Annotated in this window: 22 protein-coding genes; 10 read left to right on the top strand and 12 right to left on the bottom strand. The window is 45.8% G+C overall.

The window, feature by feature from the left end; translation table 11 throughout:
• The first annotated feature begins 18 nt into the window (after positions 1–18).
• Complete coding sequence (locus AC5JBY_RS31175) at positions 19–1,293, top strand: glycoside hydrolase family 99 protein (protein WP_495908619.1); 1,275 nt, start codon at positions 19–21, stop codon at positions 1,291–1,293.
• A 109-nt stretch (positions 1,294–1,402) separates the two neighbouring features.
• Here the strand turns inward: AC5JBY_RS31175 and AC5JBY_RS31170 are convergent, their stop codons facing one another.
• Positions 1,403–1,834, bottom strand: a complete 432-nt coding sequence (locus AC5JBY_RS31170; RefSeq protein WP_495908618.1) for a DUF4365 domain-containing protein — start codon at positions 1,832–1,834, stop codon at positions 1,403–1,405.
• A gap of 6 nt (positions 1,835–1,840) precedes the next feature.
• The gene (locus AC5JBY_RS31165; protein ID WP_495908617.1) at positions 1,841–2,317 is read right to left on the bottom strand and encodes a hypothetical protein; all 477 of its coding nucleotides are present in this window, start codon (positions 2,315–2,317) and stop codon (positions 1,841–1,843) included.
• Positions 2,318–2,478: 161 nt separating this feature from the next.
• On the opposite strand from AC5JBY_RS31165, the gene AC5JBY_RS31160 reads away from it, so the two are divergent.
• The 3 genes from AC5JBY_RS31160 to AC5JBY_RS31150 all read left to right on the top strand — a co-directional run bounded on the left by AC5JBY_RS31160 (position 2,479) and on the right by AC5JBY_RS31150 (position 5,285).
• Positions 2,479–3,099 carry a hypothetical protein gene (locus AC5JBY_RS31160; RefSeq protein ID WP_495908616.1) on the top strand — a complete coding sequence of 207 codons (621 nt, stop codon included), beginning with the start codon at positions 2,479–2,481 and terminating at the stop codon, positions 3,097–3,099.
• Positions 3,100–3,155: 56 nt separating this feature from the next.
• Entirely contained in the window at positions 3,156–3,662 is a 507-nt protein-coding gene (locus AC5JBY_RS31155) for a DUF6496 domain-containing protein (RefSeq protein WP_495908615.1), read from the top strand.
• Between the two features lie 1,038 nt (positions 3,663–4,700).
• Positions 4,701–5,285, top strand: a complete 585-nt coding sequence (locus AC5JBY_RS31150) for a DUF1801 domain-containing protein (RefSeq protein WP_495908614.1) — start codon at positions 4,701–4,703, stop codon at positions 5,283–5,285.
• A 25-nt stretch (positions 5,286–5,310) separates the two neighbouring features.
• Here the strand turns inward: AC5JBY_RS31150 and AC5JBY_RS31145 are convergent, their stop codons facing one another.
• Complete coding sequence (locus tag AC5JBY_RS31145) at positions 5,311–5,949, bottom strand: VOC family protein (protein WP_495908613.1); 639 nt, start codon at positions 5,947–5,949, stop codon at positions 5,311–5,313.
• Between the two features lie 221 nt (positions 5,950–6,170).
• Here AC5JBY_RS31145 and AC5JBY_RS31140 point away from each other — a divergent pair, with 221 nt between their 5' ends.
• Complete coding sequence (locus tag AC5JBY_RS31140) at positions 6,171–6,815, top strand: hypothetical protein (RefSeq protein WP_495908612.1); 645 nt, start codon at positions 6,171–6,173, stop codon at positions 6,813–6,815.
• Positions 6,816–6,875: 60 nt separating this feature from the next.
• On the opposite strand, the gene AC5JBY_RS31135 is transcribed toward AC5JBY_RS31140, so the two are convergent.
• The 6 genes from AC5JBY_RS31135 to AC5JBY_RS31110 all read right to left on the bottom strand — a co-directional run bounded on the left by AC5JBY_RS31135 (position 6,876) and on the right by AC5JBY_RS31110 (position 14,512).
• Entirely contained in the window at positions 6,876–7,547 is a 672-nt protein-coding gene (locus AC5JBY_RS31135; RefSeq protein ID WP_495908611.1) for a two-component regulator propeller domain-containing protein, read from the bottom strand.
• A gap of 3 nt (positions 7,548–7,550) precedes the next feature.
• Complete coding sequence (locus AC5JBY_RS31130) at positions 7,551–7,961, bottom strand: two-component regulator propeller domain-containing protein (RefSeq protein ID WP_495908610.1); 411 nt, start codon at positions 7,959–7,961, stop codon at positions 7,551–7,553.
• Between the two features lie 11 nt (positions 7,962–7,972).
• Positions 7,973–9,019, bottom strand: coding sequence for a ligand-binding sensor domain-containing protein (locus AC5JBY_RS31125; RefSeq protein ID WP_495908609.1), 1,047 nt, complete (start codon positions 9,017–9,019; stop codon positions 7,973–7,975).
• A gap of 16 nt (positions 9,020–9,035) precedes the next feature.
• Positions 9,036–10,073 (bottom strand): ligand-binding sensor domain-containing protein, encoded by a 1,038-nt coding sequence (locus AC5JBY_RS31120; RefSeq protein WP_495908608.1) that lies wholly within the window; start codon positions 10,071–10,073, stop codon positions 9,036–9,038.
• A 125-nt stretch (positions 10,074–10,198) separates the two neighbouring features.
• Positions 10,199–13,291, bottom strand: a complete 3,093-nt coding sequence (locus AC5JBY_RS31115) for a ligand-binding sensor domain-containing protein (protein WP_495908607.1) — start codon at positions 13,289–13,291, stop codon at positions 10,199–10,201.
• A gap of 39 nt (positions 13,292–13,330) precedes the next feature.
• A complete protein-coding gene (locus AC5JBY_RS31110; protein ID WP_495908606.1) occupies positions 13,331–14,512 on the bottom strand; it encodes a lipase family protein in 1,182 nt (393 codons plus the stop codon).
• An 80-nt stretch (positions 14,513–14,592) separates the two neighbouring features.
• Between AC5JBY_RS31110 and AC5JBY_RS31105 the strand changes: the two genes are divergently transcribed.
• Positions 14,593–15,354, top strand: a complete 762-nt coding sequence (locus tag AC5JBY_RS31105) for an ABC transporter ATP-binding protein (protein ID WP_495908605.1) — start codon at positions 14,593–14,595, stop codon at positions 15,352–15,354.
• Positions 15,355–15,457: 103 nt separating this feature from the next.
• Entirely contained in the window at positions 15,458–15,979 is a 522-nt protein-coding gene (locus tag AC5JBY_RS31100; RefSeq protein ID WP_495908604.1) for a YfiT family bacillithiol transferase, read from the top strand.
• 152 nt (positions 15,980–16,131) lie between these two features.
• Here the strand turns inward: AC5JBY_RS31100 and AC5JBY_RS31095 are convergent, their stop codons facing one another.
• Both AC5JBY_RS31095 and AC5JBY_RS31090 read right to left on the bottom strand, forming a co-directional pair.
• On the bottom strand, positions 16,132–16,974 hold the full coding sequence (locus AC5JBY_RS31095; protein WP_495908603.1) for a ferritin-like domain-containing protein: 843 nt from the start codon (positions 16,972–16,974) through the stop codon (positions 16,132–16,134).
• Positions 16,975–16,984: 10 nt separating this feature from the next.
• Positions 16,985–17,680: a ferritin-like domain-containing protein gene (locus AC5JBY_RS31090; RefSeq protein WP_495908602.1), complete on the bottom strand. Its 696-nt coding sequence runs from the start codon at positions 17,678–17,680 to the stop codon at positions 16,985–16,987.
• Positions 17,681–18,442: 762 nt separating this feature from the next.
• Between AC5JBY_RS31090 and AC5JBY_RS31085 the strand changes: the two genes are divergently transcribed.
• The 3 genes from AC5JBY_RS31085 to AC5JBY_RS31075 all read left to right on the top strand — a co-directional run bounded on the left by AC5JBY_RS31085 (position 18,443) and on the right by AC5JBY_RS31075 (position 20,874).
• Positions 18,443–18,856 (top strand): EVE domain-containing protein, encoded by a 414-nt coding sequence (locus AC5JBY_RS31085; protein ID WP_495908601.1) that lies wholly within the window; start codon positions 18,443–18,445, stop codon positions 18,854–18,856.
• 115 nt (positions 18,857–18,971) lie between these two features.
• Entirely contained in the window at positions 18,972–20,030 is a 1,059-nt protein-coding gene (locus AC5JBY_RS31080) for a DUF4349 domain-containing protein (RefSeq protein ID WP_495908600.1), read from the top strand.
• Positions 20,031–20,190: 160 nt separating this feature from the next.
• Positions 20,191–20,874: an SIR2 family NAD-dependent protein deacylase gene (locus tag AC5JBY_RS31075; RefSeq protein ID WP_495908599.1), complete on the top strand. Its 684-nt coding sequence runs from the start codon at positions 20,191–20,193 to the stop codon at positions 20,872–20,874.
• 4 nt (positions 20,875–20,878) lie between these two features.
• Here AC5JBY_RS31075 and AC5JBY_RS31070 read toward each other — a convergent pair whose 3' ends face one another.
• On the bottom strand, positions 20,879–22,387 hold the full coding sequence (locus AC5JBY_RS31070) for a saccharopine dehydrogenase C-terminal domain-containing protein (protein ID WP_495908598.1): 1,509 nt from the start codon (positions 22,385–22,387) through the stop codon (positions 20,879–20,881).
• Positions 22,388–22,447: the final 60 nt, after the last annotated feature.

The following is a 22,447-nucleotide window of genomic DNA, read 5'->3' as shown; positions in this document are numbered from 1 at the left end:
CAATATAACGTAAGTACAATGAAAGCTAAACCCGGTATTTTATTTGTCGGCCTGCTGATGCTGGCTGCTTCATTACAGGCTCAGTTAAAACACAGTAAGGAAACCAAGTACCCTTCTTACAAGGGGTTGATGATGGCCGGTTACCAGGGATGGTTCCGTGCGCAGGGGGATGGCACCAGTGCCCGGCGCTTTGCCTATGGCAATGAGGAAAGAAGTGGTATCGACATGTGGCCTGATGTATCTGAATATGAAAAGACGTATGAAACGCCGTGGAAGCTGCCTGATGGCAAGGCGGCCCGTTTTTTCAGCAGTCATGATAAGAGTACGGTAGACCTGCATTTCAAATGGATGCAGCAATACAGCGTGGATGGTGTGTTCATGCAACGGTTCTTTAATAATGCCAAGGGGCGTGACAGCGTTTCTTCCACCATATTGAAAAATGCTTTTGAAGCTGCTTCTAAATACAACAGGGCTATTGCCGTGATGTATGATCTTTCTGGTCTGCGTGGCTCCAATGAAGATTGCTCCGCACTGATCGAAGACTGGAAGTATCTCGTGGATAAACTGAAGGTGACCAACCAGGCTGGTACCAAGACCTACCTGCACCACAATGGTAAACCCGTGGTGGCCATATGGGGTGTTGGCTTTCCGGACAGGCCTTATAATATACGAAACATTGGATTGGAGAAATTGCTTGACTTCTTAAAGAACGATCCTGTGTATGGCGGTTGTGCAGTAATGCTGGGCGTACCTGCTTTCTGGCGCACGTTGAACGCCGACTGTCTGCCCGATCCTTACCTGCATACGCTCATCAAACAATGTGACCTCGTATTGCCCTGGAGTGTACAGCGGTACAGTCCGCTCCTGCACAATGATATGGATCGTTTCAGGGATAATACCATTGCTGATATCGAATGGTGCAAGGAAAACAAGGTTGATTATGTGCCTTGTGTGTATCCCGGTTTTAGCTGGCATAACCTTAGTCGGTATGAGTTTCCTGATGACGTGAAGCCGGTGGGCTCTATTCCGCGTCAGGGTGGCCGGTTTTACTGGCAGCAGATATCGACTGCTATAAATGTGGGGGCTTCGATGTTGTACGTGGCTATGTTTGATGAAGTGAATGAGGCTACGGCCATCTTTAAAGTGACTGATGTGCCGCCTGTGAGTACTGTTACTTCTTTTATCAACAACGACGGCAAACCTTCTGACCATTACCTGTGGCTGACTGGTGAGGCTGGTAAGATGCTGCGTAATGAGAAACCGCTAACGCTAAAAATGCCTGAAAGGAAATAAAGCTGAGTTTTAATACTGAAGAAAACCAAGGTTAGATGGTGCCCCTGCTTACGAGTAGGGGCTTTTTATACGGCTTCCTGCTTAACTCGTTTGGCTTGTCAGTGACTCTCTAAGCTACTTGTTGGTTAGTGTACCAATCCTTTATTTCTTTTACAATTTCAAGAAGTGTGCTGTCGTTCAACTCCTTCATGTTTTTTTTGGAAGTGTCAAATGACAAGCCGCCATCTTCTTTAGGCTTTTTAATCCATGTGAAATAGCCGTGGTCGGTCTTATTGTCAAATAATACTAAAAGGGAAGGAAAGGTGATGTTCTTATATTGTTCTTGCAGAGATTTGTCAATTGGAGACTTTCCATTGAGCGCTTTGACTTCAACGCCAAATAGCCGTCCTGTTTGCTTATTATCTTTTCCTATATCAATCAAATAATCAAACAATGACTCTTTGAAATTGGGTTCATTTATTATGAGATCGTTCAATCGTGAGAAATAAACGTACCCCAATTTTTCAGCCCGCCATTCACTAAAGTTTTTCCCTTTTTCCATTCTTTATCAATTGAAGTATGAAGCAAATTTCGTGATTTCATGGTTATTATCCCAATAGTTTGCTACCTCTTTCCAGAGCTCATTAATGTGTTGTGTATCAATTGGGTATTTGGTGGGTAAGCCGTTGAGGTGCTGGCCGTTATCCAGTTTATTGGCACATATAAAGTATCCATTTTCCGATTTTTCATCTATACCAAACAAATACACAGGAACCTGGAACTTATTTAGTTCTGCAATTTCTTCTTTGTCTACAGTGATTTTCATTTTAGTTTTCGAAGGATTATAGCCAAGTGTAGTTGTTTTAACACTGGCAAAAAAGAAGCCTCTTTTTTGTGAGTAATTCAAGAGGTCAATATAAAAATCGACAGAAGGAAATTTGTCTCCCAAAAATGTAGGATCAAGCATGAAGCCAACAGGGTCTACAAACCGGCTAATGATCGTGGAAAATATGTTTTCTCCTCTTTTGCCAATCTTGTTGCTCATTATGGATAAATTAGTGCCAAACCTTGATATTGTGACAAATATAATTCATTTACTGAATATGAAAACTGTGGCGTGTACCCGAAACACATTGTTGGCTTAGTTGTCAATTTGTTTTAAGCCTGATGTTTTATGATTAATCAAACAATTCTCAAACTCCTCGTGTGAAAAATAAACCCCTGCTGATAATCGCACTGATCTTTTTTATTTGTATCAATACGTCTTATTATTGGGAACATTATCTTGGTTTGTGGGGATTGCTACTCATGCTGCTCTTACTTATAACCTTTCTGGCGTTAAGCGGGATCTTATTGTACCAGCTGGTGTTATTGATCAAGTCAAAATTGACTGATCGTTCCAGAATTTATGTATGTATAGTGCTTTCAGGCGTCCTTGTTTCCACGGCACTGTTTCCCGGAGGGATTATTGATTATGAAAAACTCAAGGGTGAGGACTGGATGGTTGCCAGCATCGAGTCTACTGCCAATTGTGGTTCTGTATTCAGGTTCAAGACCAATAAAAAGGTCACAGAAAGGACTGTTTGTTTTAGTGTTAACAGGACGGAAGGAACGTATACTATTAGTAATGATACTATTTACCTGGCTTATCCTGCAAAAGATAAGGATCATTACCTGTATGGGGTGATAAAGACAGATACAGCTGATTACCATATTCCGAAAAGAAAAGTGTTGATGATGTACAAAGAAAAGTTCAATGGTCTTTCGGTGCCACATACTATTACTGTTTGGAATGGAGAAAAGGTTGCTAATGCAAAGTCGTATTAATTGGTTGTGCAGGCTCCGGGCACAGCAATTGCTGCAGCTATTGAAAATATGCTGTTATGCCAGAAAAGAAAGTCATCGAGCGGGCCAGGAAAGATAAGCGGGAAGGCAAATCTGCCTCTACGCAGGCTGGTGAGTTTGTGCATGATCAGATCAAGAAGATCCGTAAAGGTGAACATGGAGCGCGTTCGGCGAAGCAAGCCATCGCCATCGGCTTGTCGCAGGCACGGCGGGCTGGGGTAGACCTGAAGCCGCCCAAGAAGGGTACTGTTTCGGAGAAGACGCGTAAAAGCGCAGAGAGTGCTTATGAAAAGGGGCAAAAGCATAAACCTGTTTCCCGGAAGCGCTCGCGGGCAAGCGCCAAAGCGCTGAAGCGTGAAGGCCATGCCGCGGCATCGCACGAAGCGCTGTCCAGACAAACACGTTCGGCGGCCCGGAAGCGCAGTGCTGCTGACCGTTCTGCTGCTGCGAAGAAGGCGGCCAGAACGAAAGGACCACGTAAACGCTCTGTAGCGGCAAAGAAGGCTGCGCGGACGAGAAGTAGGCAACGAGGCAGTAAGGCATAGAGGCAACGAGGAAGAAGCGTACAATGCTCAATTCTTCTTACTCCTGAGTTGATATGTTGATAAGTTGAAAGGGAAGAAACTTCCTGTTCAATTTTCAAAGAACTAATTTATGTTGAAGCATGGACACCAGCTGCCCTGCTGTTTTTGGTGAAAACTGCACTTTTTAGTCAACTACGCTATTTCAATACTCTATCTATACTTCATCTATAGGGTATCTATACTTCATCTATACTCTATCCTGCCTTTATCATGGCTGTTGAATGCCATTTGCTTTGTTTAAAATAGCGTGGATCACAAAGTAGAATTAAAGATTAGTATCGCAAAAAAGCGGTTGACCGATTCCGCTCAAAAGCGGGAGAGATTGTGTGAAATGATCTAAAACGTGTTTATTTGTTATAGTTGATTGCCTGCAACTATGTTGAAGCATGGGCACCAAATGCCCTGCTGTTTTTGTTAAAAACTGCACTTTTTAGTCAACTCCACTATTTGAATACACTATCCATACTTCTGACATACCGTTGACATACCTCTGCTATACTCCAGCCCTACATCAAGTTCTTCGTTTCCGATTTTTAAATCTTCCTTTCTGTCATTGCTGCTGTCCAATTGTCATCAATAATGAAGCTAACCAAATGTAGTGCTAACAATCAATGGGCGCAACTGTAAGGGAGGCGAAACCCTGCGAAATAGGACAAATCAGGCCTAACTGGGTCTTTCCGGGATAAACAATACTTTTCGGAACAAAGGGCCAAAGGCCCTGGAATAGGACTGCGAGGCTGCAAGCCCTCGCAGAGCCGTTTGCTTCGATAGCAGAACTTGTCCCGCTCTGCGGGATTTCTCACCCTGTTAACTTATTGAGATGGCAAGGACGTATGGCAGGGTTCGAAATGACAAAGAAGAAAGAGCTGTGTTCGAACGACAAAACAGGAATGTTTGCACCTTAAAGGGCTGTTTCCGGCAAAGTTTCTAAAAGTGGATGGCTACACCTGATCTGTATCCAAAAAGAAATAAATTTGAGATCATACCCCCTTAATCAATATGGCTAAAGCAACCAACAAGTCTGCAGCTCCTGCTAAAAAGTCGAAGGCTGCTGTTAAGAAATCAGGCACTCCAGCTAAGAAAGCTGCATCAGCGAAGAAGGCCGCTGCTAATAAATCAAACACCTCGGCTAAGAACGTCGCTCCTAAAAAATCAGCACCGGCAAAGAACGAATCGAAGCCAGCTAAAAAGGCTGCAATGGCTACCGTCGGTGAGTATATCGCGCAACTGGAAGGGCCACTCGCTAAGACCATCGAAGCGGTAAGACAGGTATTCCTGAAAACAGATAAAACGGTAGGGGAGCAGATCAAGTGGAACGCTCCGGCGTTTTATTATACCGGCGATATGAAGCCTTTCGATCCGAAGGAGTATAAGCGTGATATTGCAGTGGTGAATATTTACAAGAAGGAGTATGTGTTGCTAATCTTTCCTACCGGTGCACGGATCAAGGATAGCTCAGGTATCCTCGAAGGCACTTATACGGATGGCCGGCGTATGGTAAAGATCGCCAGCGTTGATGATCTTAAGGCTAAAGAGAAAGCGCTGCAACAGGTAATCAAGGATTGGTTGAAAGGAGTGGAGTAAGATTTGTGATCCTATAAAGAAATCTTTATTCTACAAACCGGTAGCTGGCATGGGTATCGTAGTCGATGCCATATTTCTTTTTCAACTCCTGTATTAGTTGGTGTGTCTTCTTCGTGTGTGGACTTGCCACGCCGGTATTGTTGCCTACTACTTCAAAGGTGTGGAGCAGTGTTTCTTCAAAGAAGCTGTCCATGCTCATGCCTTTATGTTCCGCAAGTTCTTTAACGAGGGCGGCCAGCCGTTTTTCAAGCCGCAGTGGCACCTCTACCCGTTCTATTTTAAGGGGTGGGCCAACGTGTTGTATGTAATGCCCGAATGAAAGTTCGTTGCCCCAGAGATCTTTTACTCTGTAGTCGCGCAATTCGTATTCTCTGTCATCCGGTTCTACCACTACTTCCACGCCGTTGCTACGTTGAAATTCATATAGCTCATCTGCATCGCCTACCACAAAGTATACGTGATTGCCTTTTGGTTCTCCTTTATAGAGATGTATCGACACATCGCCAATGTTCATGCCGGCCATTTCCGGTGGCTCGCCCCAGGTGAAGCCATGTGTGAAGCCCAGCTTATTGGTGTAAAAATCAACAGCTGCCGGTATATCGCTCACCAATAGCAGGGGATGGATTTTTTCGCAATCGATATGAGGTGCGTTCGTGGATGGCATTCGAGAGGCTTTTCTTAAAATTAAGCAAAAACTGTTGGAGGTCTCTTTATTTTACGTAGACTGCTTGTTCATCGTGGTAAATTGCTGATCAGTTATGAAAGCGTACGCACGTTGTATCGAAACCGTACAGACTGTTGCGATATTTAATGTGCATGTGGTTGATTGTTAGTTTTCTGTAAGTGGGCATTGATTTTGTTCTTATTAGGCATATACTACACAAAATGAAATCACCTGTTCGTATTTCTCTGTCAGCTTTTTTACCTGTTGTATTGTTTGTGTCTATCGTTCAGTTGTGTCCTTCCGGCGCCCATGCGCAGGCAAAGGAACCTGCGCATCATGCGCCGTATACTTTGCCTGTTCCTGATGGATGGACTACTGAGGAGTTTCCGCTTCCTCCTGACTTTGCACCTGGTTTTACTTACAAGGGTATCGAGGATATCCGTTTTCATAAGGGCTGGGGAGATTCTACCAGTGTTGGTTATTGGTCGTATGCTTATCTGTGGTGGCTGGAAGGTGCTGTAACGATCAATGCTGCAGACCTGAAGCGTAATTTCGAGGCTTACTACAATGGATTGGTGGGCAGGAATATTGAAAGCCGGAAGATCCCTGCCGCTAAAGTGGTTACTACTTTAGCGACCATCAAAAAGGTAAAGGCTGTTGGGAATGATAAAGAGACTTTCTCAGGTACCATTACTATGTTGGATTATATGGCGCAACGCAAGATGGTGCTGCATTGCATTGTTCATGTAAAATCAACGAAGGAGAAGGGTAAGACAGCTGTGCTGGTGGCCGTTTCTCCACAGCCGGTGGGGCATGTGCTTTGGAAGAACTTTGATGACTTGTCTGAGAAGCTGGTCACACCATAACGTGAAAGTGCTCAGACGTGAAAAACACGCAAATGATTTTGCGTGTTTTTCATTTTATAGTTAATATATTCTTTCAAAAGACTTGCCATTGAAACGATAAACACCATTTCCTCCAAACCACAATTCTCCTTGCTTGCTTTTATATATGGTCGAAATGAATGTATGCCCCAGTCCGTCTTTTTCAGTAAAGTTTTTAACAGAATTACCATCATATTTCCATAATCCGGACTCTACTGTCCCGATCCAAATATTTCCTTCAGCATCCTCCCCAATGGAATAAGCTCTATCCAGAGAGTTGCCTTTAGTGTCTTCCTTTGTCAATTTTTGTTTTGCTGTAAAATTAATGGCTTCTTTCCCATCATATACCAAAACACCCTTTCCGTTGTTGGCAATCCAAAGATTTCCTTTCCTGTCTTCCAGGAAGCCCCGGATATGCAAAGAGCCATTTTTCCCATTTAGCCCAAGTGATTCATCAGTTAGTATTTTAAAATCTGATCCATTGAATCCAATTAACGCTTTGTAGGATCCAAACCAAACCGTGCCATTTTTACTTTTTAAAAAAGGTGTTGAAATTGCATAATGAAACCTAAGCTCATCTTCGGATTTGGGTGTAACAGGAAATGTGCGATAAGAAAGTTTCTTTCCATCATATTGATACACTCCTGAGCTCTTTTCAAGTTTGTTGCTGCCCTCTGTTTCATCGCCTTTAAACCAAATGTCGCCATCAGCCAATTTTCATTGCTTTGTTGAATCGTAATTTCTTTCCTTATAGACAGCTATTTTTTGTCCATCATAAATACTTAATCCTTTGCCACATTCAAACCATATTGCACCATTTTTATCTTCATAAATATTTCTTACCTGGTTGTGGCTTAGCCCGTTTTCTGTTGTGAAATATTGAAACTTACCATTTTGAAGCAAACACACGCCTTCTCTGTCACTGCCAAACCAAATGTTTCCTTTACTATCCTCTAAAAATGACCGTACCCCCGTTGTGTATTTCAATAATTTGCTGTCTGTTTTAGTCTGTATTATCTGTTTTTCCTTATTTGGTTGACTTTGATTGATGCAAGCGTTTGTTGCAATAATCGAAAATGTGCAGCAAAGGATAAATATGCTTTGTTTATTCATGATGGGCTTTTTCATGTCCTGGTAAATTATTGCTGATGCTCTTTTCTTCTAAAGTCCGTAAAGGTCTTTCCATCAAAACGAGACACCCCACCTCCGGACCCAAACCAAATACTTCCATCGTTAGCTTCCAAAAGCGCCAAAAAAAATGCTGGTCCCCCTGACGTGATTTCAGTTGCAGTGGGATTTTTATTGTACAAGGACTTTTGATCATACCGGGAAAGAGCCCAAACCTTCCCATTAGGATTTATTTCACCTGTTGTCCAGATGTTTCCCTTTTTATCTTCGATTACAGCATAAACAATTCTCTGCGATACCTTGGTGAAGACACTGCCGTCATAGCGCCAAAGACCACTGGCGCGCCCACCATTTTCACCAAACCAAATATTGCCTTTTTTATCTTCGATTATCGACCAAACGTTTTCAAACGCTTTGCCGTCTTTGTTTTTTAAAACGGTAAATGTTTTTCCGTCATAAACGAAGGCTTCGCCCCTTGTGCCAATCCATAATTTCCCGGTTTTGTCTTCAATGATCGTAGTAATATTATTGGGGAATCCTCTTTCCGTTGTAAAGTTTCGAAAAGATATCCCATCATAACGGCTTACTCCACCTCCTCCGGTGCCAAACCAAATAATGCCGGCTTTATCTTCGTAAATACACATAACCGCATTATCAGGAAGTCCCTCCCTGGTTGTAAAATGCTGAAAGGTTCTCCCATTGTAATGATAAACTCCGGAATCAGTGCTGGCGAACCAAAGGTTTCCGCGTCGATCTTCCAGAACATCCCAGAATCTGGGCAAACCAAGTTTACTTGTGAGATTAATAAACGATTTTCCATCGTATCGAAAAACACCACTCCATCCTGCAGCAATCAAAATGTTGCCGTTTCTGTCTCGCTTTATATTACGAACCTGACCGTAAGGCACCCTGGAGGTGTCTGCTTCTTTAAGTGGAGATTCGGAGGTGTCATTGTGTTCTTTGCTGAAATTATCTTGTGGCGGGCTTGTTTGGCTTTGTCCACAGGAGCTGTGAAAAACAAACGTTAAGAACAAAGTATAGATGAGTATGTATTTCATGATACAGCGATACGCATTATTTCTGACCGTCTTTATTTTTAAAGTCCGTGATGGTCTTTCCGTCATAACGATACACTTGACTCGCAGGTCCCCTCGCTCCAATCCAAATACTTCCATCGTTAGCTGCTAAGATCCCTAACAAAAAACTGCTTTCTCCTGTCACTTTAATTTCTTTTACAGTTGGGTTTATATTGGACAAGGACTGTTCATCGTAACAAAAAATGCTATTCCCTAAACTGGTCCAGATATTGCCTTTTTTATCTTCGGTGATAGCATAAGCCCCCGTCTGCGACACCTTCGAATGGGTTTTACCATCATAGCGCCAAAGACCATCTCCACTGAACCAAATGTTCCCTTTTTTATCTTCGATTATTGACCAAACGCTGTTAAATGCTTTACCATCTTTGTTTTTTAAAACGGTAAATGTTTTTCTCCCGATTGAATCGGGACGGGTATCATAAACGAGCATATCTTCTCCCTGTCCACCAAACCAAAGCTTGCCGGTTTTGTCTTCCAGCAGTAAACGAATATTGTTGCTGGGAAATCCATCTTTTGTGGTAAAGGTCCGAAAAGATTTCCCATCGTAACGGCTTGCTCCGAACCAGATATTACCGGCTCTGTCTTCATAAATATAAAGCGCTGAACCAATGCCAGTCCCATCGGTTGCTTTAAAAAGCTTAAAACCTGTCTGTCCGGCAGGCTGGAGATAAACACCCGAATCCTGGGAAGCCAGCCAAATGTTTCCTTTTCTATCTTCCAATACATCCCAGAAGGTCGGCCACTCTATTGTACTTGTCATATTGGTAAAAGATGTTCCATCGTATCGATAAACACCTATATAAGAAGCAATTAAAATGTCCCCGTTTTTTGCCTGCCTTATATTCCGAACCATACTCATAGGTACCTTCGAAGCGGCCGCTTCTTTAAGTTGAGACTCGAATAATCCTGACTGATGGATCCTGTTATTTTGTTGTGGTACGCTTGTTTGATTTTGTCCAGAGGAGGTGTGAAAAACAAATATTGAGAAAAAAGTATAGATGAGTACGTGTTTCATCCTTGTAAAGTTTGATACAGCGAAACTACTTTGATCCTTTCAGCTTGAAGGGGCAGGATTGTAAATTAAAGTGTAAACGTTGTAAATTATTGTAAATAGGATGTCTAGCGCATCATCAAAGCTGGTTACACCATAGGCATCTGCAGGATGATGGCCATGCCTTTATGGTCGCGCTGGATGTCTGCTTCTGCATTGATATAGGCAGAGCGGTTGTACAGTTCTTTGATCAGCTTTTCCAGGTCCGGTGAATCGGTATTTGTATTGGCTGTCGTGTCCTGCATGTTCAGCTGTAGGAGTTTGTTGCCGGAGAGGCTGAGGTTGATGTATGTTTGCCTACCGTGTGCATATTGCACAATTGCTCTCAATGATTCTTTAAACAGGATGAAAAACTCCAACCGTTTTTTCATGTCGAGGTTGACGGTTGTTACGTTTTTGTCGACGTTGAAGTCTATGCTGGCTGCATAATGGGTTTGGAGGGAGTCGATGTATTCACGCATGCGCAGCAGTGACTTTTCCATGCTGTCGTTGGCAGGGTCGAGGCTCCACAGTATGTCTTCCATGGCCGTGACCATGTGGTTGCTTTTGTCGCTGATCTGTTGTATGTATTCTTTGGTGCGCTCTATGTCTTTGTCTGCTTTGATGCGCGCCATTTCTCCCAACATGTTGATATTGCTGAGGGCTGCGCTCACTTCCTGGTGGAGGTTGAGGGCAACTTCTGTTCTTACTTTTTGAACGCCTACGAGGCGTTTTATTCTTTCCCGGTCTACCAGGTACAGGATCGCAACGATGATCAATACGAGGGTAAGGTAGAACCACCAGGCTTTCCAGAAGGGGCCTTCTACTACTATCTTAAGGCTGGTTATCTGGCTGGGTTGTCCAAGTCCATTGTCGGTTTTGATCTGGAAGGTGTATTTGCCGGGCGGCAGGTAGTTGTACATAGCCCGTAGCGATTCATCGGCTGGTATCCAGTCTTCATCCAGGCCCTCCATTTTGTAATAGTAGTTGATCTTGTTCTGCGGCTTATAGCTCAGTGCGCTGAATTCGATAGTGACTGAGTTTTTATCGTAGGGGATCAGTAGTCGTGATAATTGTTGTAATGAATCGACAGGCAGGGAGATGTTGAGTAGTTTGAAGTCGGCAATGACTGCTGCCGTCGCCTGACCGGCTACCATGGCAGCGGGTTGGAAGGTCATGAAGTTGCGTCCGTAAAACAGCAGCCGGCCATCTTTCATGTTGATGTGGGAGGCAGGAGAGAAGTATTCATCCAGCATGCCGTCGCGCTTGTCGTATACCGTAAATATGTTTTTGGACAGGTTGTAACGGCATACACCTCCTCCGTTCAGCCCCATCCAGAGTATGCCTTCATTGTCTTTGATAATGGAAACAGCAGCGGCTGGCAAACCATCCTGTCTGGTGATCACTCGCACTTTGCCGGTTTTCATATTGATCACGTGGAGGTCGACTCCTGCTGTGATGATCAGGCTGTCGTTGTATTGTATCAAGTCGGAGGCGCCATCTTTTGTAAAGCGGTATCCTGCTGGTTTTGTCGTATCGGTGAAGCTGACTGCTTCGAGGGTGGTAGCGTTTATTTTGTACAATGTTGCACCGGTAGCGTTTGTCCAGATAAAGTTGTTTTGATCGACGATGAGGTTGGGAGGTGAGGCTTCTTTGAATGCTTTTACCAGCACATATCCTTTCTTAGGGTCGTTGCCAGCCAACTGCCGGTCCCATTTAATAATGTCAGCAGCATTGTCTGTTCGTACGATCATCCAAAGGTTGCCGTTTTTGTCTTCCTTTATAGTGGAGGTTGTGCGGCCTGCGATAATATCGGGGGCAAACTGTTCTGATTGTCCGGTGGCAGGATCGTATACGATGATGTTGCCTTTGTTGCAGCCCATCCACACATGACTGGTGATGCTATGCTGGTATATAGACCAAACGGAGTTGCTTTTGTACCTGGTGGCCGGATCGCCTTTGGCAATTACCGGGGTGAGGTCTTTCCCATAGGTGTAAAGGCCTCCGCTATAGACGGTACCAATCCACACTTCTCCGTTTTTTAGCTCGGCTGCGGCGGTCACTGCCTGTTCAGTGGGCGCCGCTTCTCCAACGCGTTGCAGCCAGTAGTTGGAAAAGAAGTTGGCATCGGGATTGAATTTGAAAAGGCCCTGCGTAGTGGATATCCAAACGTTCTGTTCCCTGTCTTCGTAGATGTCTCCGGCAATGTCGAAAGTAAGGCTCTTGGGGTTGCACTTATCGTTGACAGGCACCTGTTCAAATGGCGCAGAGCTCTTCTTTTTGTATTCCATCAGGAAGGACAGTCCACAAAACCAGGTGCGTCCATTCTTTTGTGTGTAGATCTTTTTGATCTCCCGGTAGCGGGTCTTTATATCCGGAAAAGGGACATGTTTATGGTGTATGCCGGTAGCAGGATCAAAGCGATGGACTACCGGGTCTTCCATCACGTTTATGTTTTGTGTGGTACACCAAAAGTTTTTATCGATATCGATGTGGAGGAGCCTGGTATATTTTTCGTTACCCAATGCTGTGATCACCGGATCGTTGGCAATGTTGTGGCCGCGATAGCTTATTTGTTTGGTGGCGGGATTGTATACAGCCAGTCCGGAGTCGCAGCCCAGCCAGAAGTTGCCGGAGTGGGGATCAACCAGCATGTCGGATACTGTCCAGCCAGCAGGAATTATTTTATTCAGTGGGCTGTTGATGAATGCCTGGTCTTTGGGTGAGTACAGGTAAATGGGTTGTTGCCTTTCGCGAAGCAGGAGGTAGAGGTTTCCTGCTTTGTCTTCCACGAAGTCTTTCAGAAATAGCAAGTCTTTGGGATCAGGCGCTTTTACTGGTATTTCGTGCCAGGTAAAATGTGTTGTGTTAAAGATGCCTATTTTGTTGTTGGCCGTCTGTATCCAAAGGTTGTGTTGTTGATCTTCATAAATGTCTTCAATGCCGTCGTGGGGAAGGCTTGTGGGATCGTTGGGTTTGCTTTTGAAGGTAAGGAAGCGTTTGCCATCGTATCGTTGCAGGCCATCGGTGGTGGCAATCCACATAAATCCTTTGTGGTCTTGTATCACTTTGAGGACTATGTTGCCGGCAAGCCCGTTGTTGGTGTTGAAGTGGGTAAACAGGTAGTCATTCACTTTTTGCGCCGTGGCCAGGGTGCTGGCCTGCACAAGGAGGATGCACAGTAAAAGTAGTCGTAGGCGCATGCAGGGTCGAGGGCTATTGGCCGCAAATATACTCACCATTTATTTACTGTACAGTCTTAGGGCCAGTTCATAATAACTGCGGGGCATGTGGTGAAGGAATACGTTCTTACCATCGAATACATGCTCTTGGTTGTATTGTGCATCGGGCATGAGGATGATGGGGCTGCCTGCGCGCATGTAGTTGCTGCCGGGGGAGTAGGTGGGTTCCTTGAACTGTGGCAGGAATTTCTTCACCTGTTTATATACCATGCTGCCAAGGTATTTGCGGAACTTTTTTTGCGCTTTTGCTGAAGTGTTGCCCATAGAATTGAAGGCATGGTTGAGGTACCACCGTGCCAGTAGGGGCTGTTTTTTAAGAGCGCCTTTTACGTCGATAAATGGATTGGCTTCGTTGAAATCTTTAAGAGATTGGATGCTGAAGGGTGTTTCGGGCACCCAGTCCAGTGCATTGACAACGGTATAGCTCCAGCCAACGCGGGTGATGTAATCGTAGTCGTATACGTATTGCATGTTGCCCGGCTTGGGGGCTGCGCTGCAATAGGTTTTATAAACGATGTCGGCAGGTAACTGTCCGGCGACTGTTTGGTAATGTAGCCATGACCTCAATAAAAAGGACAATGCGCCGCCCTGGCTATGGCCGGTGATGATGAACTCTTTTATGCCCTGCTGTCTGTAGGTCTTGATGTATTCAGCAATGGGAGGCCCCAGGTGGGCTATTCCCAGGAGCCAACCTACATGTACGGTGGCGTCGGGGCTTTCGGCCAATTTGTAGTTGAAGGTCGTGCTGTCATTGATCTGCAATTGCCCGGTGGCTGGCACCATGGCCGAATAGAAGTTTTCGAGCCAGCTGGACAGGTCCTGGACAGTGCCGCGCAGGCTGATCACGGCCACTTTCTTGTCTTTGCGCAGCCATAGGTCCCACTGGTTCATCAAGCCCACTACGGGCGAACGGTTTTCCAGTGTGTATTGCAAGGGAGGTGGTGGTTTTTCGCGGCTTATGGAGGTGTCATTGATGTGGCCGGTCATGCGCAGCACTTCGAGGTATTCGGGCAGGTTGAAACCGGACTGCAGGGATTGTTGTGCTGTAGCTTGAAAAAGGCATAGTATGAAGAAGCTGCTTATGGTGAAACGCCTTATTGGGCTATGGCTGGACAGGCTCATGAAAAGGCTGATCAACTGGCGAATGGGGTGCGTCAGCTTCATAGTATGAATTATTTTCATAAATCTATTGAATTTTTAGAGAAGTCGTTGCTGGTATCGAGTGGTGATTCTTTATTAGATTGCAGCCTCAATCGTTATTCATGAGTAAGGTGATCATTTCTGTCAAGGGCCTTGTAAAGCATTATGGCCAGTTTGAAGCGGTGAAAGGCATCAGTTTCGATGTGCAGGAAGGGGAGATCTTCGGCTTGCTGGGCCCCAATGGGGCTGGTAAGTCCACCACGCTGGAGATCATTGAAACGCTGCGCGAGAAGACTGCCGGTGAAGTGATCGTGGATGGGTTCAACCTCGACAGTGATCCCAACGAGATCAAGAAGATCATCGGTGTTCAGCTGCAGACTTCCGGTTTCTATCCCGGACTGAACCTGCTGGAGCTGATCGACCTGTTTGCCGGCTTGTACAACCGGAACATAGATCCGCGTGAGTTGTTGAAAAGTGTGAACCTCGAAGATAAAGCGAAGAACAAGTATAAGGAGCTGAGTGGTGGCCAGAAGCAACGGTTTTCCATTGCTACCACGCTCATCAATCAACCCAAGATCATCTTCCTCGATGAGCCTACTACAGGCCTCGATCCGCAGGCACGTCGAAACTTGTGGGACCTCGTACAAAAGATCAGGTCACAAGGGACTACGGTGATCATTACTACGCATTATATGGATGAGGCGGAAGTGTTGTGCGACCGGATCGCGATCATCGATTCCGGAAAGATCATAGCACTGGATACGCCTGATAAACTGATCGATGAACTGGTAGCTACCGGTTTTGAAAGGCCCAAGGAAGTGAAGAAAGCCAACCTGGAAGATGTGTTTATCAATTTGACCGGACATGCGTTGAGGGGGGAGTAGGTTGACAGGTTAATAAGTTGAAAAGTTGATAGGGGTAATACGAGGTGTTGAGGTGAAGTGGTTGAGGTTTTCTTATTTCTGAATTATCAAACTGTTTTATTACATGGATCTACGTTATCCCATTGGCAAATATGAGCCGCAGCCTTTTTCCGACAGGCAAAAGCGGGAATGGCTGCAGGACATCCAGTTCCTGCCCGGACTGCTGGAGCAGGCTATCGAGAACCTGGACGAGTTTCAGTTTGAAACGCCTTATCGTGATGGGGGTTGGACCGTGCGGCAAGTGGTGCATCATGTGCCCGACAGTCACCTGAATGCTTATACCCGCTTCAAACTCGGTCTCACCGAAGATAAGCCCACCATCAAGCCTTATGATGAGGCACGATGGGCTGAGCTGAAGGATGTAAGTGTGGTGCCGGTGAATATGTCTATTACTTTGTTGTATGCTTTGCATACGCGCTGGCACTCTGCCATCCGTGATCTTACGAATGAGCAATGGCAGCGTACTGTCATCCATCCCGAACATAAAAAGGAAATGACCTTATGGCACCTGCTGGGCATGTATGCCTGGCATGGCAAGCACCACGTAGCGCATATCACTTCGCTGCGCGAACGGAAGGGTTGGTAATAATAAACGTATTTTATAAAAGAACGGGGATCAGGTAACACCTTTTGAAAAGGTATCACCTGATCCCCGTTCTCATTCAGAACTCCACTCAATCACAAAGTCTTGCAACCCTTCGACCCTTCGACAAGCTCAGGGTGACAGGGTGAACATTATTATACAATGAACGGGTCGACGATGGCCAGCACTGCCGTATCGGTCAGGGGCTCGTCGAACGCTTCACTGGCGGCATCTGCTGAAATGCTTTTGCCGTTGATGTTTACAATATTGATGGTGGCTTGTGTGGTGAGGTCTTCGCCATTGTAGCTGGCTTGTACGGCCGCACCGATGCCGCCTGTGTCTTTGCCCGTGATCCAGGGCTTGATGGTGGTGTTGCTGAGCAGGTTCCTGCGCATGTACCGGATATGGGCCGCATGGCGGGCTTCTACCGAGTGTATCTGGAGGGCTGCGGTGAGCACATCGTTATTGGCCATCAGTTCCACTGCCCGGCCTTTGTACGCACGCACGCCGGTGTCTTCAAACGTTTGGGCTACTGCCAGCAGCAACGTATAGTTGGTAAATACATCTTTAAAAGGTCCATTGCCTGAGCCATTGCCGGCACTGAAGTCGAAGGTAGGCTTCGCGATGGGTGTGCCCCCGCTGGCCGTGATGGCTGTCTTTAAGAATGCTACGTGGGCATTTTCATGATCGCGGATGGTAGTGAAAGCGCCCGTAGGTGCTCCTGCCGGAACGATGCCGCTTTGTACTGCCTTTGTATAAAACTCTGCTTCGAGGTATTCCAATGTCAGGGCATATTGCAGTACTTCGAGGATGGTACCGGTGGTACCACGGCCATAAGCTTTGGAGAAAAGGCCGCCAAGGGCTAAAGGCACTGCGCTCAAAGCCAGCTTGCCGCTGAGCTTGGCAAACTGCTGTATGACTTTGCGACGAGGGCTAAGCCTGTCATATATCTCTGGATCGACTTTTTCAACTTCGGAAATGATATTGTGAATATTCATAGTGTCAATTTTAGGAAGTGGGTAAGTTGTTTGCGTTGATCTTCGATTTCAGGAAGGAGGAGGCTGTAGTCAGCACATCTTTTGGTGCTTTGGCCAGGTCGAGACCCATGGCATCTATGACTGTGCTATCAGCAAATGTTCCGTTGGAGATGAGGTCGCGGATCAGCGCGGCATGTCTTGCTTCTACTGATACTATTTTACCAGCCAGCACCAGGTAATTAGGGTCCGTGATGAGTTTGCCCGCGCCATTATAGGCGGATACACCCAGGTCCTCAAAGGCTTTAGCTGTACCTAATACACTGTCGCGGCTGTTGAAGTTGATGGCGGCGAAGTTTACTTCCAGTCCGGGGATGGCTTTATCGCCCAGTGCATTTTTGAAGAATTCGCGGTGGGCTATTTCATGGTCTCTGATGTCGGTGAGGAGGGCCGTTTCGGTAGCGGTGATGCCACTGAACTGCGACATGATGACTTGCGTGTAGAAGGCTGCTTCCAATTGCTCCAGGGCATAAGCATAGTTAAGGATGCCGATATCCCCACTTCCCAGGTTGATGCCATCGTTGTTGTTGTCTTTGTCTTTTTTACAGGCATTGGCGAGGACGGCCACGGATGCCAATCCGCCTGCTTGTGTCAGGAATTTTCTTCTTGCCAATCCTTTTGCGGAGATGGCATGCTGATCCTCAAAAACGTTCAAGAGTTTTTGTTTCATACAATTGTTTTAGCTGATGATACAATAGTGGTCAGGTGTGGCATCGGTGGACGCAACAAATGATCATGGGTGTACACAAGAGTGAATGTTAACCAGAAGGCAAACTGTTCAGCCTGTCGAGGATGAATTAGTGAAATATTTAAACGCGACAAGGAATGAAATGTCGAGTACTTGGACTTTTAAGGACTAATGTGTAGATCAATACACAAGAGATGGTCAGAGATGTTATAACAAATGCTGATCTACAATCATATACGATGTATGCTATTGAAAGGTTTTGCTGGTAGAAAAAAGTTTAGAAAATAAATATAATGTTGAAGAAAAAAACAAAATAGCCGGATTCAATAGAACAGTTTATTGCCGGAAAGACGTGAAGGCGGGAAAACAGACATTGAAGAGCTGTGCATACCGCCTTGCCGACTTCCCGGCAAAATGTATCTAAAATGGGAGGGCCGGCAAAAGCCAGCCCTCGAGTGAGCCTTTTAGCTCCTGGGTAACACCACATGATCGATCATATCGATAAAATCTTATTACAGTAAAGCGTGCAGGGTATTGGTTTGTTCTCTTTCTTTTGGTAGCGGTTGTGAGTGGCAACTGCATTAAGTACGTAAGTGGAGTGGTGCTTGGATTTACAAGTTGCTATTTTTTAATGCGGTTATGTTGAAATCTATTTTTCATGGAATTCCGTAAGGCGTTGCTCTATTTTGCGGCAAGGGATGTATTTTTACTTTTTTAATTACAATCCGTCATTAAATCACTACCATGGCTTACTGGCTTGTCAAGTCTGAACCCTTCAAATATTCCTGGGAGCAATTCGAAAAAGATAAGGAGACGTATTGGGATGGTGTGCGCAATTATGCTGCCCGCAATTTTATGAAGGAGATGAAGAAGGGCGACCAGGTGTTGTATTATCATAGCAACGAAGGCCTGGAGATTGTAGGCATAGCCAAAGTAACGAAAGAGTTTTACCAGGATCCTACTACTGATGAAGATGCCTGGGTTGTGGTGGATCTTGCTCCTTATAAACGATTAAAGAAACCGGTAAGTCTTGCCCAGATCAAGGGCGACAAGCGACTGGCCAATATGGCGCTGGTACGGCTTGGTAGGTTATCGGTGGGCCCCGTCACCGACCCGGAATGGGCTGTGGTGATGGAACTGGCTGGTGAAAAACATTAACACTTTCATTGGGTTACCTCCCTTTATTTAATGGCTTTTTACTTTCTGTGTAATGGATTTTATGTAAAATAAAATTCACTGCATCTAATCATCACTTACGCTAAAAAGTATAGCCATGATGTACAACAAACAATGGCAGTTATCGCTATGTGCGATACTGCTGGTGACTTTCTCTGCCTGTAATTATGATTCCAAAAATGCTGCAATGGTTGCCACCGACTCTGTTGCTGCAGCGCCGGCTGATGTGCAGTTGCAGGAAATCAGATCGGAAGAATTTAAGATGGAAGAAGTGCCAGGCAATGAAGGTATATATAAGAACGTGAATAACGCCGATAAGGGAGCACCTCCACAAGAAAAAGATAAGCGGCAGTCGCCTGCTCCGCAGCAACAACGGCAACAACAAGTTCCTCAACAGCCTGCTGTGGTAAATCCTGACTGGAATAAGAAGATCATCAAAAATGCCACGTTATCTGTGGAGGTAAAGGATTATTTGCAATTCAACAGGCTGGTACATGATGCTGTTCAGCAGGCGGGTGGCTATGTGGCGCAGGAAGAGCAGGGTGAGTCGGATTATAAGATTGAAAATACGGTGACGATCAAAGTGCCGGTTGAACAGTTTGATAAGGCGGTATTGGCGCTAACGCCGGGCAAGGAAAAGATACTCGTGAAGAAGATCACTTCGCAGGATGTAACAGGTGAAGTGGTGGATACCAAATCGAGGTTGGAAGCCAAACGCCAGGCAAGGGCACGCTATCTCGACTTTTTGAAGCAAGCCAAAAATATGGAAGAGATCTTACAGGTGCAAAGTGAGATCGACGAGATACAGGAGAATATGGAAGCTGCCGCCGGCCGTGTCAATTATCTTACGCATGCTGCTGCTTACAGCACTATTCAGCTTAGTTACTTCCAGGTGATGAATCCGCAGGCTAAGGAGGTGGATACGCCGCCCGGCTTTGGTCAGAAAGTATTGCTGGCGTTAACGGCCGGACTGCAATGGGTAGGGGAGTTCTTGCTTCTCTTGATTACGATCTGGCCAGTGTGGCTGTTGGTATTGACAGGCATTTGGTTGTACAGGAGATACCGTGCTGCTAAAAAAGTGGTTCCTGTAACACAGGCTGTCCCGTCTGTCGATATGGTTCGTGGGGATACGAACCAGGGTGATATTCAAAGTTGATATACGTTTCTCGTTGCTGGGTTCTTAATAAAGCAGAATGGCGTTTGGCGGCTTTGGTGTTGCCAGGCGCCTTCTGTATTTTTACGGCAGTCGGCAATCGTGAATCGGCAGTGAATTGCTGATAAAGTAAAAAGCTTATTAAAATAAGACAATATTATCAATGAAAAAGAAATTAGTAGTCCTTACGGGTGCAGGTATTAGTGCAGAGAGCGGGTTAAAGACTTTCCGCGATAGTGATGGTTTGTGGGAAGGATATGAGGTAACGGAGGTGGCTACGCCACGGGCGTGGGCCAAGAATCAGAAGCTGGTGCTTGATTTTTATAATATGCGTCGCCAGAATGTATTGGAGGCGCAACCCAATGCTGCGCATTATGGGCTCGCTGAGCTGGAAGAGCTTTTCGATGTACATATCATCACGCAGAATATCGATGACCTCCATGAACGGGCGGGTTCTACCAATATATTGCACCTGCATGGTGAGATATTCAAAATGCGTAGTGAGCTGGATGAATCGCTGGTGTATGAGATCAAAGGGGATATCAACCTGGGCGATAAAGCAGAAGATGGTGCGCAACTGCGGCCTCATATTGTTTGGTTTGAAGAGCCGGTGCCGCTGATAGAAGAAGCAGCGCGTATTGTAAGGCATGCTGATATATTTGCCATCATAGGTACTTCGCTGGTAGTGTACCCGGCTGCCGGTTTGGTGAATTATGCTCCTTATGCTATTCCTAAATATATTGTCGACAAGAAGGTGCCTTATACTTCATCTGTTCTCAACCTCACGGTTATCGAGCAACCTGCTACTACCGGTGTGCAGGAACTAAAGGCGCTGTTGAGTAAGTAGCGTGTTATGAAATATGTTCTATGAATACAATGCCGTGCTGTTCCAATTCTTCGAGTACTGGTTCATAGATCGCTTCAGTGATGGGTATATGCAGGCCGGTGAGTTGTATCTTTTCCTGTAGTATCAATTTGGCAGCAATGCCCAGAGGTAGTCCTACTGTTTTGGCCATGGCTGTGCGCAGTTGGTCCTGGCCTTTTACAATGAGCGTGCTGCTGATGGTATTGGAAATGTTGTCGGCTGTTTCATAGGTTATTTCGTGGAGCATCACGATCATGTCTTTGTCTTCTTTGCCTAATACCAATTTGTTCTCGAGGGCAAACTGCAATACATCTGCAGTGCTGCAGGTGCCTTTATTGATCAGGGTTTCCTTATCGTCCATGCCCAGGAAGAAAAGTTGTTTCATGGACAGGTTGGCTTCGTGCATTTGCCCGGCTACGGTGGCGGCTGCTTTTGTTTTTACTTCATCGAGATTGATGTCCATGAGATGTCCGTTGTCGTCTACCATCATGAAATCCTGCAGTGCTTTGCGGTCATCTTCATTTACCTCTTTCTCTGCTTCCAGTAACTGTTTTAGTTTTTCCAGCAGCTCTTTGGTTTGTGCAATGCGGGCGGTGAGTTGTTTCTCTATCCATTCCGAAAAACCGTGTGTGGTAAAGTGCTGATGGAAGAACTGTTGGAGAGTCATTCCATCGGTATCGTACTGCTCCGTTTCGTCGGTCAGTTTTAGTTCGATGATGTTTTTCCAACCAAAGCAAAATTCGGGATAGCGCAGGGTGGTGCGTATAAAAGTGGCTGCTTCTTCCAATTGGTATACGGGTATATAGCTGAGGGAGTCACGGTTGGGATACCAGGCCAGAAAACCAAGGTCAGGGATGTTGACGCCGCGTTTGGGGTCGAAGAGCTGTTCGTAGGGCAGGTGAATCTCGCGCCCTTCTTCTTTGAAAATGGCGCCAGCCTTGCCGGCCAGTACTACGTTGCGTGGGTTCCAGCTTATTTTATAATGCCAGGGATTGTCGTCGTTTTCGGGTGCAACCAGTCCGCCGCAATGTGATTTGAAGGCGGTGATGCGGCCACCTGATGCTTTGATGCGGTGTATGAGCTGCATGGCGCTCATGTGGTCAATGCCGGGATCGAGGCCCATTTCGCACAGGAACAGCAATCCTTTGTTTTCGATCTGTGGCGCTAATGCAGCAATCCGTTCATCTATGTAGGAAGCGGTGAGCAGGTGCTTACCCAATTCCACACAGTCTTTGGCTACGAGGAAATGGAGGGAAGGCGGGAGTAAAGAGATCACCAGACTGGCTGTTGTAATAAGGGCGCTGCGGCTGGTATCGTCTTCCACATTGATGGCCACCGCCTGGGTATGGGGGGCATCGCCTGTTTTGGAACGGGCAGCAGCGAGGTTGCTATCCGCTACTGTGAGTTGCCAACTGTTGGCTTGCACAGTGGTGGTGAGGTATTCGATAAGGCAGGTGGCTGATTTGCCGGCGCCAAACACTACAATATGTTTCATGCAAATCCGGGATTGACCTGCAATATACAATGCAAAAGAATAACCGGACCGCAGTATTGC

This window comes from Paraflavitalea sp. (assembly GCF_059502485.1).
Note: the sequence above shows the minus strand (reverse complement) of the source record. Positions and strands in the feature narration are given on the sequence as shown.